Below are 15,401 nucleotides of genomic sequence, written 5' to 3'. Positions count from 1 at the left end.
TAAAAGTTCCGGCCTTTGTTTCCGAAGGCGAAATCGAACGATCCTTTGCCAACTTGGGGCGCCCACCGCCTGGTCAAACCCCATCCCGCCAGGCACTCTCGACGCGGAGGCGGCGCTTCCGTTGATGGGCATGGGCTGATCTAGCCCAGGGCTCTCACGTCATAGATGAACTGATCCAACGTCATCAGCTTCGGCTTCACGCTCTCCGGAAACGCTTCAATCAGGTTCGCAGGCACCACGAGTTGCAGGCTGGCGGCCTCCATTTCTGCGAACTGATTTTCCGACACTCCCTCCTGGAGCGTCAGCAGGTGTTTGACCTTGATCCGGTCGGCTTCGTTGAGAACTTGCCTCCACCTGTCCCGGGCGGTCGTCTTCGCGGCCAACATGCGGAGGCGGTCTTCGGGAAAGCTGCCGTCCTGATAGGCCTGTTCCGACGGGAACAGAAAGTCGGGCTTCTTGTCCCCCTCGGAGACACCCCCATGGCTAAACTGGTGGCCCTCAACCAGCCCTTCCTCAAGGAAGATCTCTCGCGCGTGGAGTTCGAGTGAACGCCCCGATCGTGACTTGCGGCGCTGGAGGATCGTTTGGGCCAACACTAGAAACTGATCGAGAGAAGCAAAGCCGGCCGCCACCTTGGGCGCCTCGATGGCTTCTTCGACAGATTTGAAAATCTCAAACTCGCACTTCCGCCGGCGGATCAGGCGATCATCCGGTGTCTGGCTTTGAAGTGGCTGCATCTCGACAGAGCGCCGGACAATCTCGGTTGGGCTAGGAAAGGCTTGGAGCCAATGCGGCGGCATCTCGGACGGAGCCATGGCGCAGGAAGATCGGACAACACCCGTGTTGAACAGGCTGACAGGCTCACCAGGCCTCCAGGTGATCGCCCGTCCAGGATCGACCGGACCAACGAGATCTTCGAACATCTCATCCTGATAGCCGCTGCAAACCCAGACATGGATCGCTGTCGCGCCGGAAGCGATTGCGCCGTTGGCGAATACGAAAACAGCCAGAGCACCGGTGCTGTCTGGGTCCAGAAGCGCCGATGCGCCTCCCCCCCAGCCCGTGACGCGGGTCTCGTTGCGGGTCCCGCCCCAATGGCGATTGTTGTACCAGATCGCCGTTACCGAGCGGGCCTCGGTACCGGAGTCCACGAACGCATCGATCTGGACCCGGGGATTTTCAACAGCAGGGTTGCCCAATCCGGGCAACGCCCGAAACAGCAGCTCCTTAGGAATGTAGGGGCCTGCCTGATGAGACTTGTTGGCGAGCGTATCATTCGCAGACAGGCGCTTCAGGTACCAAAGATGATCGGGCTTCGAGAACTCCGAGATCCAGTCTGGCAGGCTCATGGCAGGCATTAACGGGTACCCTCGATTTCGAGGCTCGCAACGTCAGATCGGAGCCAACCCTCAAGCCTTTGCACGACCTCTTCCAGTTGCAAGCGCGTTCTGCCTTTCAACGCACACTCCCAAACGGTTGCCACCCGCCATTCCTGCGTCTGCAACTGCTCGTATGCAGCAGCATCAACGGTGCGATTCCGCGCGATCTTCTCCCGCCAAAACTCCGGTCGCGTCGATGGCCATTTGAACAGGTGGCAATCGTGACCGTGCCAGAAACAGCCATGCACGAAGACCACCGCCCCATACTTCGGCAAGCACAGGTCAGGTTTTCCCGGAAGTTTGCAATGCAGCCGATAGCGAAATCCGCGGGCGTGTAGCGCCTTGCGGACTATCAACTCAGGCTTGGTGTTCTTGCCCCGGATGCCGGACATCATCCGGCTGCGGGTCGCCGGATCGACGACGTCAGCCAACGGCAGGCTTTGGTGTCTTGCCGAGCGCCTTGAACAGATGCGGCTTCATGTGTTCCGCGACGGCTTTCACCGCTGGGACAACAACCGAATTACCGAACTGGCGATAAGCTTGGGTGTCCGACACCGGGATGATGAACTCATTGCCCTGCGCCGAATCGAAACCCATCAACCGTGCGCATTCGCGCGGGGTCAGGCGGCGCGGAACGGATTTCCCCTCCTGCTTCACGAGGATTTCCGAACCGTCCTTATAGTATCGCGCCGACAGGGTCCGGGCGACGTCCCCCGGACCGACGAGCCCAAAGCCAAAGCCGTTGCCAGCCGCCTGGTGTTTCTCCTTGTACCGCTGGAGGTAGTTCCAGAGATGATCTGTCAGAGTGTACTTGTCCGCGACCCTACCCGAGTTGCCGACAGTGAACCGCTGGTCGGGAACCTCTGACCCGTCGCCAGGATGCAGGATCACTTCCAGCTTCGGTGAGGCATCCGGCACCTTCATATCTGCGAACCGAAACGCCTGATCCTCGCGGAAGCCAACAATGAAAATCCGCTCGCGGTGTTGAGGAGTCCAGTACCGCCCGTCGATCACACGATAATCGACGGTGTAACCGAGGTCCTTTTCCAGCACGTCCTTGATCGTCTGGAACGTCCGCCCCTTGTCATGTCCGATCAGGTTGCGAACATTTTCCAGCAAGAAGGCCGCAGGCTGGTGGTGCTCGATTATCCGCGCCACATCAAAGAACAGCGTCCCTTGCGTCTTATCCTCAAAGCCGTGCGCGCGGCCCAACGCGTTCTTCTTTGACACGCCTGCGATCGAAAAAGGCTGACAGGGGAAGCCGGCCAACAGCACGTCGTGCGCCGGGATATCCCCAACCGCGACCTTGGTGATGTCACCGTTGATCTCGTGGTCGTCGTTGGGAAAGTTCGCTGCGTAGGTCTTCTGGCTGTACTTGTCCCACTCGGACGTAAAGACGCAACGACCACCAATGGACTCAAAGCCGCGTCGCAGTCCGCCGATGCCGGCGAAGAGGTCGATAAAAGTGAATTCCGCCGGAGCTTCGCTTTTGTCTTCGCGAACGAGCTTGAGCTTCGGTTGCGCGGCAACCGGCTTGGCTGGCCCGTCGATCCAGCCATTCGCGACAGCCTTGTCGGCTGTCGCCTGGCCCGCCTGTTTCACCATGTTCGCGTACTCCGACACGGTCGATTCTCCGCGTTCCTCAAGGATTGCAGACTGCCAGGTTTCCGCCAGGAGAACAAGTCGTGAACTCGACCGTTAGTCCTCATCCATCTTCAGCGCGGCGATGAACGCCTCCTGCGGGATCTCGACCTTGCCGAACTGGCGCATGCGCTTCTTGCCGGCCTTCTGCTTCTCCAGCAGCTTCTTCTTCCGCGTCGCGTCGCCGCCGTAGCATTTCGACGTCACGTCCTTGCGCAGCGCCCGCACCGTCTCGCGCGCGATGATCTTGCCGCCGATGGCCGCCTGGATCGGGATGACGAACATGTGGGGCGGGATCAGTTCCTTCATCTTCTCGACCATGCCCCGGCCGCGCGTCTCGGCGCGGGCGCGGTGGACCAGCATGCTGAGGGCGTCGACCGGCTCGGCGTTGACCAGGATGCTCATCTTCACCAGGTCGCCGGCCTTGTAGCCGGTGATCTCGTAGTCGAACGAGGCATAGCCCTTCGAGATCGACTTCAGCCGGTCGTAGAAGTCGAACACCACCTCGTTCAGCGGCAGCTCATAGACCACCAGGGCCCGCGCCCCGACGTAGGACAGTTCGACCTGCGACCCGCGACGGTCCTGGCACAGCTTGATGACGGCGCCGAGGTATTCGTCGGGCGTCAGGATGGTGGCCTTGATCCACGGCTCACTGATCGTGTCGATCTGCATCACGTCGGGCAGGTCGGCCGGGTTGTGCAGGTCGATCTCGGAGCCGTCGCGCAGGCCGATCTTGTAGACCACCGACGGCGCCGTCGCGATCAGGTCGAGGTTGAACTCGCGGCTCAGGCGCTCCTGGATGATCTCCAGATGCAGCAGGCCCAGGAAGCCGCAGCGGAAGCCGAAGCCCAGCGCGGCCGAGGATTCCATCTCGAAGGTGAAGGAGGCGTCGTTCAGGCGCAGCTTGCCGATGGCGGCGCGCAGGTCCTCGAAGTCGGCGGCGTCGACCGGGAACAGGCCGCAGAAGACCACCGACTGGACCTCCTTGAACCCTTTCAGCGGTTCGGCGGTCGGCTTCTTTTCATCCGTGATGGTGTCGCCGACGGCGGCGTGGGCGACTTCCTTGATCTGGGCGGTGATGAAGCCGACCTCGCCCGGGCCCAGGCTTTCGACCGGGGTGTTCTTGGGCAGGAAGACGCCGACGCGGTCGACCAGATGGGTCGAGCCGGACTGCATCATCTTGATCCGCTGGCCGGCCTTCAGCGTGCCGTCGAAGACGCGGACCAGCAGCACGACGCCCAGATAGGGGTCGTACCAGGCGTCGACCAGCATGGCCTTCAAGGGGGCGTCGAGTTCGCCCCTGGGCGCCGGCAGGCGGGTGACGATGGCTTCCAGCACATCCTCGATGCCGATGCCGGACTTGGCCGAGGCCATGACGGCGTCGGAGGCGTCGATGCCGATGACGTCCTCGATCTGCTGGCGGACCCGGTCGGGTTCGGCGGCGGGCAGATCGATCTTGTTCAGGACCGGCACGATCTCGTGATTGTTGTCGATCGCCTGATAGACGTTCGCCAGAGTCTGGGCCTCCACCCCCTGCGACGCGTCCACGACCAGCAGCGAGCCCTCGCACGCCGCCAGCGACCTTGAAACCTCGTAGGCGAAGTCCACATGCCCCGGCGTGTCCATCAGGTTCAGGACATACTCCAGCCCGTCCTGGGCCCTGTAGTTCAGACGCACCGTCTGCGCCTTGATAGTGATCCCCCGCTCCTTCTCGATCTCCATGTTGTCGAGAACCTGCGCGGACATCTCACGCGCGGAAAGGCCGCCCGTCACCTGAATCAGGCGATCGGACAGGGTCGATTTGCCGTGGTCGATGTGGGCGACCACGGAGAAGTTGCGGATGCGTTCGATAGGGGGCGTCGTCATGGTGCGGCGCGGTTAGCATGGGCGGGGCCTCAGCGCCAACGGGACGCGGCCTGAACGCCGTTTCGCAACCGTATTCGCTACGGATTACATCGCAGTAATGGCGCCGCTTCACGTTTGAGGGCGGCGCTGGAACGCGGTATGGAGGCCCCGCTCGCCGGTCATGTCATCACCGGTTGACCTCCCCTGCCGGCGGCGCTTCGACCGGCCAGACATACAGGATCGCTCCGTGGCCCCCACGCCTTCGACCCGCCTCATCCGCACCTTCGCCCTTGCCCTGATGCTGGGGCTCGGCCTGACCGTCGCCGCCTGCGGCGGGCATGGCGACGAGAAGGCCGAGAAGTCCGAAGCCCCCGGTGCGTCGGGCCCGACCGTCACGGTCGCGACCGCCTCCACCATCACCCTGCCGCGCCTGGTCACGGCGTCGGGCACCGTCACCGCCTGGCAAGAGGTGCCTGTGGGCGCCGAGGTCGGCGGCCTGGTCGCCACGGCCGTCTATGTCGATGAAGGAACCTACGTCCGCCAGGGCCAGCCCCTGGTCCAGTTGAACGACGCCCTGCTGCGCGCCCAGCTGCGCCAGCAGCAGGCCGGCGTCCAGACCGCCGAGGCCAACCTGTCGCGCGACGATGCGGCCCTGGCCCGGTCGCAGGAGTTGAAGGAGCGCGGCTTCCTCAGCCAGGCTTCGCTGGACGCGGCCCTGGCCAACCAGCGCGCCGCCTCCGCCAACCTGGCTTCGGCCCGCGCGGCCCTCTCGGAAACCCAGACCCGCCTGGCCCAGGCCACCCTGCGCGCCCCCGTCTCGGGCCTGATCATCAGCCGCAGCGTCACGCGCGGCCAGATCGTCCAGGCCGGGACCGAGATGTTCCGCATGGTCCGCGACGGCCGGCTGGAACTCGACGCCCAGGTGCCGGAGACCGAACTGGCCCTGGTCCGCGCAGGCCAGACGGCGACGGTGTCTTCGGATCAGGTCGGCCAGACCACCGGTCGCGTCCGCATCGTCACGCCGGAAGTCAACGCCAACAGCCGGCTGGGCGTCGCCCGCATCGCCCTGGCGGGCGGCGGCTTCCGCTCCGGCATGTTCGCCAAGGCCTCGATCGACGTCGGGGCCCAGCCGACCATCACCGTGCCGACCGTCTCGATCCTGTACCGCGAGAACCGTTCGGGCGTCTTCATCCTGATGACCAACGGCCACGTCCGCTTCCAGCAGGTCACTGTCCTGTCGCGGGCCGAGGATCGCACCTCGGTGACCGGGGTGAACGCCGGAGCCCAGGTGGTGGTCGAGGGCGCAGGCTTCCTCGGCGACGGGGACCGGGTCAACGTCGTGCCGGCGCAGGCTCCCGCGGCGTCCGCCGCCGCTCCGGCCGCCCGCTAGGACCCGGCCATGAAGAACATCTCCTCCTGGTCGATCAAGAATCCGATCCCGATCATCCTGCTGTTCACGCTGCTGACCATTGCGGGACTGATCAGCTTCAGCAGCATGCGGGTCAACAACAACCCGGACATCGACTTCCCGCTGGTTCTGGTCTCGGCCGCCCGTCCGGGCGCCGCGCCCAGCGAGATGGAGGTGCAGGTCACCCGGCTGATCGAGGACAGCCTCGCCGGCCTGTCGGGCGTGCGCCACATCAACTCCCAGATCACCGACGGCGTCTCCACCACGACCATCGAGTTCGAACTGGGCACGGACACCGAGCGCGCCACCAACGACGTCCGCAACGCCATGAGCGGCCTGCGACCCGTCCTGCCGCAGGACATGCAGCAGCCGGTGGTCCAGCGCATCGACATCACGGGCGACGCCCTGATCACCTGGGTCATCCGCTCCTCGACCATGACGCCGGAGGAGATCAGCTGGTTCGTCGACAACGACGTGTCCCGAACTCTGCTGGCCATCGGGGGCGTCGGCGAGGTCAACCGTTCCGGCGGCGTCGACCGGGAGATCTCGGTCGAGCTGGATCCTGACCGGCTGGCCTCCTACGGCCTGACGGCGGCCTCTGTCAGCCAGGCCCTGACCGGCGTCAACTCCGACCAGCCGGGCGGCCGGGTCACCATCTCGGGGTCCGAACGATCGATCCGCACCCTGGGCGCGGCCGGTTCGATCGAGCAGTTGCGCGAGACCCTGGTCCCTCTGGGCGGCGGGCGCACCGTGCGCCTGGGCAACCTCGGCACGGTGGAGGACCACTGGTCCGAACCCCGCCGTCTGGCCCGCTACAACGGCCAGGAAGCCATCACCTTCAACTTCCTGCGCTCGCGCACGGCTTCCGAGGTCAAGATCGCCGACCGGGTCCGCGAGGCGGTCGCCAAGATCGACGAGGACAATCCCGAGCTGGAAATCGAACAGGTCACGGCCAGCGTCGAACAGATCGAGGAAAGCTATTTCGCGTCGCTGGAAGCCCTGGCCCTCGGCGCCGTCCTGGCCGTCATCGTGGTCTTCATCTTCCTGCGCGACTGGCGGGCGACCCTGATCACGGCGGTGGCCATGCCCCTGTCGCTGATCCCCACCTTCGCGGTGCTGGAGCCCATGGGGCAGTCGCTGAACGTGGTCAGCCTGCTGGCCCTGTCCCTGACCATCGGCATCCTGGTCGACGACGCCATCGTGGAGATCGAGAACATCGTCCGACACATGCGGGACGGCAAGTCGCCCTACAACGCCTCGATGGAGGCGGCCGACGAGATCGGCCTAGCCGTCGTCGCCACCACCGCCACCATCATCGCCGTCTTCGCGCCGGTCGGCTTCATGCCGGGCATCATCGGCCAGTTCTTCAAGGCCTTCGCCCTGGCGGCCTGCGTCTCCGTGGCCTTCTCCCTGGTCGTGGCGCGGACCCTGACGCCGCTGATGGCCGCCTATCTGCTGAAGCACCAGAAGCATGAGGACAAAGACCCGTTCTGGATGGCCAACTATCTGAAGGCCCTGAGCTGGAGCCTGAAGAACCGCTGGAAGGTCTTCGCCATCGGGACGGCCCTGTTCGTCGGCTGCGGCGTCCTGGCGACGCGCGTCCCGTTCGAGTTCCAGCCCTCTGGCGACGTCAGCCGGGCCGGCTTCTCGGTCGAACTGCCGCCGGGCGCGACCCTGGCCCAGACCGACGCCATCGTTCAGCGCCTGACCCGCGATCTGCGCGCGCGTGAGGAGGTGACCTCGGTCTACGCCGCCATCGGCGGTCAGGAGGTCAACCAGGCCAACGTCTATGCCGACCTGGTCGGCAAGGGAAAACGCGAGCTGAGCCAGCAGGCCTTCGCCCGCACCATGGTCGACAGCTGGAAGGACATTCCGGGCGCCCGCATCGGCGCCGGCATCGCCCAGCAGGGCGGGGGCCCATCGGACGGGACCAGCTACACCTTCTCGATCCTCAGCGACGACGGCGAGGCCCTGACGGCCGCGGCGCGTCAGGTCGAGGCGGAGATGCGGACGGTTCCGGGTCTGGCCAATGTCGTCAATACGGCGTCGATCGCTCGGCCCGAGATTCTGGTCACTCCGCGGCAAGACCAGGCCGCCCTGATGGGTGTCTCGACCAGCGCCATCGCCCAGGCCGTTCGGGTCGCCACCATCGGCGACGTCGATCAGAACCTGCCGAAATACAATCTCGGTGACCGCCAGGTGCCGATCCGGCTGCGCCTCACCCCGGACGCCCGCGAAGACCTGTCCGTGATCGAGAACCTGAGGGTTCCCACCGTGGCGGGCGGCGCCGTGCCGCTGAGCGCCGTGGCCGAGATCCGTTTCGGCGCCGGTCCGTCCCAGGTGCGGCGTCAGGACCGTTCGCGGATCGCCTCGATCACGGCCGAGCTGGACGGCATCCGGTCGGGAGAGGCCGGCGCCCTGGTCCAGAAGCTGCCCTCGGTCCAGAACCTGCCCGAAGGCGTGCGCCAGGTGCCGGCTGGCGACCAGGAGTTCATCGCCGAGATGATCAACGGCTTCGCCATCGCGTTCATGACCGGCATCCTCCTGATGTATGCGGTCCTGGTGCTGCTGTTCCGCAGCTTCGCCTATCCGGTGACCATCATGGCCTCGCTGCCTCTGGCCATCGGCGGGGCCTTCATCGCCCTGATGATCGGCGGATCCAGCTTCTCGATCTCGTCCCTGATCGGGGTGCTGATGCTGATGGGGATCGCGGCCAAGAACTCCATCCTTCTTGTCGACTACATCGTCATCGCCGAGCAGGAGGGGATGAATCGGCTCGACGCCATCATGGACGCGGCGCACAAGCGCGCCCGCCCCATCCTGATGACCACCTTCGCCATGGGGGCCGGCATGGTTCCCATCGCCCTGGGCGTGGGCGCCGACGTGGAGTTCCGTCAGCCGATGGCCATCGCGGTAGTCGGCGGCCTGATCTCCTCGACCTTCCTGTCCCTGCTGTTCATCCCGCCGATCTTCACCATCGTGGATGACATCTCAGGCTGGTTCCGACGTCGGATGGGCAAGATGTTCGCCGGCCAGCACCACACCCATGGCTCGGAGACGGCACCCGCCGAATAGGCCCCGCGCTCAAGCCCGATAAGACCTGGAGCTCGCGTCGTCCTCCCGGGTGGCGGGATCTTCTTTGTCCCGGAGACGCCCGGCGTCCGCAGCCTGACGGAGCCGCCGCCGGGCGGCCTGTTGCCGATGCCAAGGCCCCGCACCACCCGTCGCCTTCTCCCCGACTATGGACCAGACGCCCGCCTGCCTCGGGCAGCAAGGTCCGTTTTCAACCCTGTCGCCGCTGCGCTGCAGACAAGAAAAAGCCGGCCGGGGTCGCCCCCGGCCGGCTCAGTCGTCCAGGTCTATGCCCGGATCAGTACTTGATGCGCAGGGTGCCGCCGAAGGTGCGCGGGGCGCCCAGGAAGGCGCTGATGCCCTGGGTGTCCAGCGCCGGGTTGTAGAAGGTGCCGTTCGGCTGGACCGTCGACTGGAAGGCGGTGCCTTGCAGCGGCGAGTTGTAGGCGACCTGGACGTACTCTTCGTCCGTCAGGTTCTGGGCCCAGGCTTCCAGCGTCCAGCGCTCGTCTTCCGAACCGATCGAGATGCGGCCGTTCACGACGGTGAAGGCGTCCTGCATCTTGAACGGGATCAGGTCCGAACCCGTGTTGTACTCGGTCATGTATTTGGCCGAGAGGGCGAAGCCGGCGCGCATGCCCATGCCGATCGAACGGTCGAAGTTGACCGAGGCAGAGGCCGACCATTCCGGAGCGAACGACGGACGCGAGCCCGGCAGCAGCGACAGCTGCGGGAAGCGGCCGGCGCTGGTCAGGTCGGCGGCGGTGAAGCGGCCATACTCGGCGTCCGTGTAGGTCAGGCCGCCCGACAGGGTCAGGCCGTCGACCGGGGTGAACCACATCACGTCGGCGTCGACGCCCTTGGTGGTCAGTTCCGGGATCGACTCGACCACGAAGGCCGTGCCCAGGAAGGTGTTCAGCTGGAAGTCCTCGAACGCCTGGTAGAAGTAGGTGGCGTTGAAGAGCAGCGAGCGGTTCAGCAGGGTGGACTTGAAGCCCAGCTCATAGCTGTCGACGGTCTCGGCCGGGAAGTACAGCGAGGCGTCCGGGGTCACGCCCGTCTGCACGCGGTCCATGTTGTAGCCGAAGCCCTTGTAGCCGCGGGCGTACGATCCATAGAACATCAGGTCGTCGTTCAGGCGGTAGGCCGCCTTGACCGTGCCCGACAGGACGCCGTCGTCGTTGTTCTCCTCGATGGCGCGATTGTCGTACAAGACGTTGTTCCACGGCAGGCACTGCGGTCCGATCAGGGCGCTGGCGGCCGCGGCGCCGGCGGCGGCGCTGCCCAGGGCGGCGGTGAAGGCCTGGACGATCGTCGCCTGGTTGCCCAGGACGGCGGCGCAAGAGTTGCCGTTGCCGTTGACGTTGTCCTGCAGGCCCAGCAGGCGCTTGTTGTCCAGGGTGTAGCGCAGGCCCAGGGTCAGCTCGAGCTGGTCGGTCACGCGCCAGCTGTTGTTGGTGAACAGGGCCACCGATTCCGAACGCTGGCTGTAGTGGTCGACCACGCCCTGGCCCAGGATGTTGACCGGGGCGCCCGGCAGGGCCGGAGCGGCCGGGTTGCCTTGCAGACAGCCCAGGAAGTAGGTCGCGCGCGCGGCGGCCGGGATCAGGTTGTAGTTGCTCGAGAAGCAGCCCAGGCGCGCCGGGCTGGCGGCGATCGCGCCGCCGGTCTGGGCCGAGAGGCTGGACGTCAGCAGGAGCGAGATGAACGGGTTGTAGTCGGCGCCGAAGTAGAAGGTGTCGTCGCGGCCGATGTTCTCAAGGGTGGCGAAGCCGCCGACCAGCCAGTCGAAGCGGTCGGACGTGCCGGCCAGGCGGATTTCCTGAGTGATGTTCGACAGGTCGTAGCCGTAGCCGCCGCCCTGCGGGCGATACAGGATGTCGGCGCCGGTGTAGTCGATGTCCTGGCCGTTGACGGTCGACCAGTCGCGCCACGAGGTGACCGAGGTCAGGCGGGCGTTCCACGACGGGATGTCGAGGTTGGCCTCGACCGACAGGCCCATGTCTTCCATCTGCTGGCCGGTGTCGCGGTTGGCGTAGGCGCGGCGCGAGAACGGCGTGATGCCCGGCGCCGGAGCCTGGGCGGCGGTGCCCGGGCCGTTCGGAGCCGTCAGGATGTTGATGATCGCCGCGGTCGGGCTGGAACGCGTCACGACGCCGAGGCAGCAGTATTCATCACGGCTCGAGTAGTCGGCGATGATGCGGACCGAGGCGTTGTCCGACGGCAGGATCAGCAGCTGGCCGCGCAGGGTGTAGAAGTCCTGGTTGGCGTCGTCGCGGGTCGAGCGCGGGCCGTCGCCCGTGTCCACCGAATAGAAGCCGTCGCGCACGCGGCGGCCGGCGTACAGGCGCATGGCGATCGTGTCGGAGAGCGGACCCGTGATCGAACCCGAGGCGCCCATGGCGCCGAAGTTGCCGGCCGTCAGTTCCGCGTTGAAGCCGGGGGTGAAGGACGGAGCCGCGGTGATGATGTTGATGACGCCGGCCGAGGTGTTCTTGCCGAACAGCGTGCCTTGAGGGCCCTTCAGAACCTCGATGCGGCTCATTTCGCCCAGGTCGCCGAAGCCGACGCCGTTGCGCGAGCGATAGACGCCGTCGATCACGACGCCGACCGAGCTTTCCAGGCCGGGGTTGTCGCCCACGGTGCCGACGCCGCGGATACGGGCGGTGGTCGAGGCTTCCGACTGGGTCGAGGTGACCGTCATGCCGGGGGTCAGGACCGTCAGGTCCTTGATGTCGCGAACGCCGGCGTTCTGCAGCGATTCAGCCGACAGGGAGGTGACCACGACGGGCACGTCCTGCAGGCTCTGCTCGCGCAGCTGGGCGGTGACGACGATGTCGTCGACGGTCGATGCCTGACCGTCCTGATCCTGAGCCGAGGCCGTTCCGGCGAAGCCGAAGGCCACGGCGCCGACGACGGCGGCCGACGCGGTGCAACGAAGAATTTGAGTAAGACGCATGGATGGCTCCCGGCTCATGGCCCGACACCCTCTCGAAAGGCGTCGTGGCGTTTCCTGAATTCCCAACCCGCACCCTCTTCTGGAGCGTCGGATTCTCGAACGTTTTGCGTAATCGAAGCCGGTCTTTGCGACAAGGAGAACGCTGGGCCCGCGCCACGTTTCGGCCTTGGCGCGGGGCCCTGTGTGACGCAAAAGCGACAGAAAGTGATGACCTTAGGTCAATATTCGCGTCCGAAGGGTGAGTAATCGGCAACATTCATGCCTTGGCCGCCCGGTCACGCCGGGATGCGACCAAAAGAACCACCGCGCCGGTTATCGCCGATAACATAGAGCCGAGAATGACGCCCAGCTTGACCTCGACCTGCTCGGGCGAGTCGACCGCGCCCGGAAAGGCCAGGGCGCCGATGAACAGGCTCATGGTGAAGCCGACGCCGCACAGAAGAGAAACGCCATAGACCTGCAGCCAGTTGGCCTGGCTGGGACGGGCGCCGAGGTTCAGGGTCGAGACCAGCCAGGCCGCCCCGAACACCCCGATCTGCTTGCCGACATAGAGGCCGGCCGCGATGCCGATGACGAGCGGCCCGAACATCTGATCCACCGAAAGGCCTGAGAACGACACCCCGGCCTTGGCGAAGGCGAACAGCGGCAGGACCAGCCAGGCGACATAGGGGTGCAGATCGTGCATCGCCTCCTTCAGCGGGCTTTGCTGATCCTCCGCGCGCGGCGACACCGGAACGATGGCGGCGAAGGCGACGGCGGCCAGAGACGTGCTCAATCCCGCCTGCACGCTCATCCACCAGATCAGGCCAAAGCCCAGCACCCAGAAGGGCGCGGGGATGCGGCGCAAGGACCAGATGGCGCCGACGACCAGCAGAACGGCCGCGCCCCCGACCAGCATCCAGTCCACGCCCTGGCTGAACAGCACGGCGATCAGAGCGATGGCGCCCAGGTCGTCGACGATGGCCAGGGTCAGGAGGAAGACCCGCAGCGACGACGGCAGCCCCTTCCCGACCAGGGCGAAGACGGCGAGCGCAAAGGCGATGTCGGTGGCCAACGGGATGGGCCACCCCTGATGCGGCCCGCCCAGCAGACCCGCAACCCCCAGATAGACCACGGCCGGGGCCAGCATGCCGCCGAGCGCCGCGACCACAGGCGTCACCAGCTTTCGGGGATCGCTCAGTTCGCCGTGCCGGATCTCGTATTTGATCTCCAGACCCACGACGAGGAAGAAGACCGCCATCAGGCCTTCCTTGATCCACTCCGAGACCGACAACTCCAGCATCAGCGGCCCGGCCTGGAACAGGTGCTCGCTCTTCAGCCACTGGAAATAGGCCGCCGACAGGGGCGAGTTGGCCACGATCAGGGCGGCGAGGGCCGCCAGGCCCAGCACGGCGCCCGAGGCGGCCTCGGTCTTCAGGAAATCGAGTGTCAGTTTGCGCGCCACGGCGGCCTCCGATCTGGAAGTTGTTCCGTGGCGCCCGGTTATCGACGGGCGCCGGACCGGGTTCGTCGCTGCGACAGCGACGCCGGCCTGGCCGCGAGGGCCTGATCCCTGCCGACAGAATACCGCCAAGCCGGACAGGTTCAACCGGAACCGGTTGCGCGCGCCCGCGACAAGCCGCATCTGGCGCCCATGCCCGTCAGCCCAGACTATCGACCCGACCCTCGCTTCTCCGACCTGGGCCCGGAGTTCGGCGACGTCGTCGCACCCGCCGATTTCCCGGAGACGTTCCTGCGCGTCCGCAACGACCGGGCCGCTGCGACCGTGGGGCTCCAGACCCTGACCGACGCCGAATGGATCGCCCATTTCGGCCGGTTCCAGCCCCTGCCCGGCCAGCCCGGCCCCCTCGCCATGCGCTATCACGGGCACCAGTTCCGCACCTACAACCCCGACCTCGGCGACGGACGCGGCTTCCTGGCGGCCCAGCTTCGCGACGATCAGGGACGGCTGCTGGATCTTGGAACCAAGGGATCGGGCACGACCCCGTGGTCCCGGTCCGGAGACGGCCGCCTGACGCTGAAGGGCGGGGTGCGCGAAGTGCTGGCCGCCGCCATGCTGGAGGCTCAAGGAGCGCCGACCTGCCGCATCCTGTCGCTGATCGAGACGGGCGAAGAATTGCAGCGCGGCGACGAACCCTCCCCCACCCGCTCGGCCGTCATGGTCAGGCTCCAGCATAGCCACATCCGCTTCGGGACCTTCCAGCGCGCCGCCTTCTTTGGCCGCAGGGACCAGATCGAGATCCTGATCGAGCACGTTCGCAGCCTCTACCACCCGGCCGTCCCCGAGGGGGATGCGCCGGGCCTCCTGACCGCCATCGTCGCCGCCTCGGCCCGGCTGACGGCGCGCTGGGTCGCCGCCGGCTTCGTCCACGGGGTGCTGAACACCGACAATCTGAACGTCACGGGCGAGAGCTTCGACTACGGTCCCTGGCGCTTCCTGCCCTTCTACGACCCGGCCTTCACCGCCGCCTATTTCGACCAGACCGGCCTCTACGCCTTCGCGCGCCAGCCGGAGGCGGTGTTCTGGAACCTGACCCAACTGGCCGGTTGTCTGAAGCTGGTCGCCGACGTCGAGCCCCTGACCGAGGCCCTGAACGGCTTCGGCCCCGCCTATATCCGGGAACTGCGCGCCGCCTTCCTGGAACGGCTGGGCGTCAAGTCGCTGGGCGAGGCCGCCGACCAGAGGCTGATGGACACGACCCTGGCCTTGCTGCGCGAGAAGGGCGAGGCGGTACGGTGGGAGCCCCTGTTCCACGACTGGTTCGCCGGCTTCTCGTCCTCGGCCCGCGCCTTGGCCGGACCGCGCGCCAAGGACTGGCAGGGCAAGGCCTTCGATGCCTTCCGTTTCGCCCTGTTCGAGCACGAGCCGGACCGGCCCGAACGGCTGGAAAACCCCGTCTTCGCTCGCCCCGATCCGGAGGAGTTGCTGATCGGCGAGGTCGAGGCGATCTGGGCTGCGATCGACGCCAACGACGACTGGTCGCCTCTGTCCGAAAAGCTGGCCCGGCTGGAAACGGCCCGTAGCGCCAGATCCCTGGCAGGTGGTTCGACCTGATCGACACAGTTCGCTTCAAGCCTTACGTCATGTCAAGCGAAC

At 66.1% G+C, this 15,401-nt stretch carries 9 protein-coding genes; 3 read left to right on the top strand and 6 right to left on the bottom strand.

Translation table 11 applies throughout. The features are described from left to right. Window positions 1-140: 140 nt before the first annotated feature. From ACETK8_RS04515 to lepA, 4 genes are all read right to left on the bottom strand, one after another. Window positions 141-1,349 carry a type II restriction endonuclease gene (locus tag ACETK8_RS04515; RefSeq protein ID WP_374038325.1) on the bottom strand — a complete coding sequence of 403 codons (1,209 nt, stop codon included), beginning with the start codon at window positions 1,347-1,349 and terminating at the stop codon, window positions 141-143. 8 nt (window positions 1,350-1,357) lie between these two features. Next, window positions 1,358-1,810: a very short patch repair endonuclease gene (locus ACETK8_RS04510; protein WP_374038324.1), complete on the bottom strand. Its 453-nt coding sequence runs from the start codon at window positions 1,808-1,810 to the stop codon at window positions 1,358-1,360. Continuing rightward, window positions 1,803-3,002 (bottom strand): DNA (cytosine-5-)-methyltransferase, encoded by a 1,200-nt coding sequence (gene dcm / locus ACETK8_RS04505; protein WP_374038323.1) that lies wholly within the window; start codon window positions 3,000-3,002, stop codon window positions 1,803-1,805. The genes ACETK8_RS04510 and dcm overlap by 8 nt, the downstream gene beginning before the upstream one ends. A 75-nt stretch (window positions 3,003-3,077) precedes the next feature. Further along, on the bottom strand, window positions 3,078-4,886 hold the full coding sequence (lepA, locus tag ACETK8_RS04500) for a translation elongation factor 4 (protein WP_374038322.1): 1,809 nt from the start codon (window positions 4,884-4,886) through the stop codon (window positions 3,078-3,080). A gap of 226 nt (window positions 4,887-5,112) precedes the next feature. Here lepA and ACETK8_RS04495 point away from each other — a divergent pair, with 226 nt between their 5' ends. Together ACETK8_RS04495 and ACETK8_RS04490 are read left to right on the top strand one after the other, a co-directional pair. Further along, entirely contained in the window at window positions 5,113-6,255 is a 1,143-nt protein-coding gene (locus ACETK8_RS04495) for an efflux RND transporter periplasmic adaptor subunit (protein WP_374038321.1), read from the top strand. Between the two features lie 9 nt (window positions 6,256-6,264). Continuing rightward, window positions 6,265-9,348, top strand: a complete 3,084-nt coding sequence (locus ACETK8_RS04490; protein ID WP_374038320.1) for an efflux RND transporter permease subunit — start codon at window positions 6,265-6,267, stop codon at window positions 9,346-9,348. A 295-nt stretch (window positions 9,349-9,643) separates the two neighbouring features. Here the strand turns inward: ACETK8_RS04490 and ACETK8_RS04485 are convergent, their stop codons facing one another. Then, entirely contained in the window at window positions 9,644-12,304 is a 2,661-nt protein-coding gene (locus tag ACETK8_RS04485; RefSeq protein WP_374038319.1) for a TonB-dependent receptor, read from the bottom strand. 256 nt (window positions 12,305-12,560) lie between these two features. Continuing rightward, complete coding sequence (nhaA, locus tag ACETK8_RS04480; RefSeq protein WP_374038318.1) at window positions 12,561-13,748, bottom strand: Na+/H+ antiporter NhaA; 1,188 nt, start codon at window positions 13,746-13,748, stop codon at window positions 12,561-12,563. A 189-nt stretch (window positions 13,749-13,937) separates the two neighbouring features. Between nhaA and ACETK8_RS04475 the strand changes: the two genes are divergently transcribed. Further along, on the top strand, window positions 13,938-15,359 hold the full coding sequence (locus ACETK8_RS04475; RefSeq protein ID WP_374038317.1) for a protein adenylyltransferase SelO: 1,422 nt from the start codon (window positions 13,938-13,940) through the stop codon (window positions 15,357-15,359). Window positions 15,360-15,401 lie beyond the last annotated feature (42 nt).

This window comes from Brevundimonas staleyi (assembly GCF_041893865.1).
GTDB lineage: Bacteria > Pseudomonadota > Alphaproteobacteria > Caulobacterales > Caulobacteraceae > Brevundimonas > Brevundimonas staleyi.
This window is presented reverse-complemented; position numbering and strand designations above follow the sequence as displayed.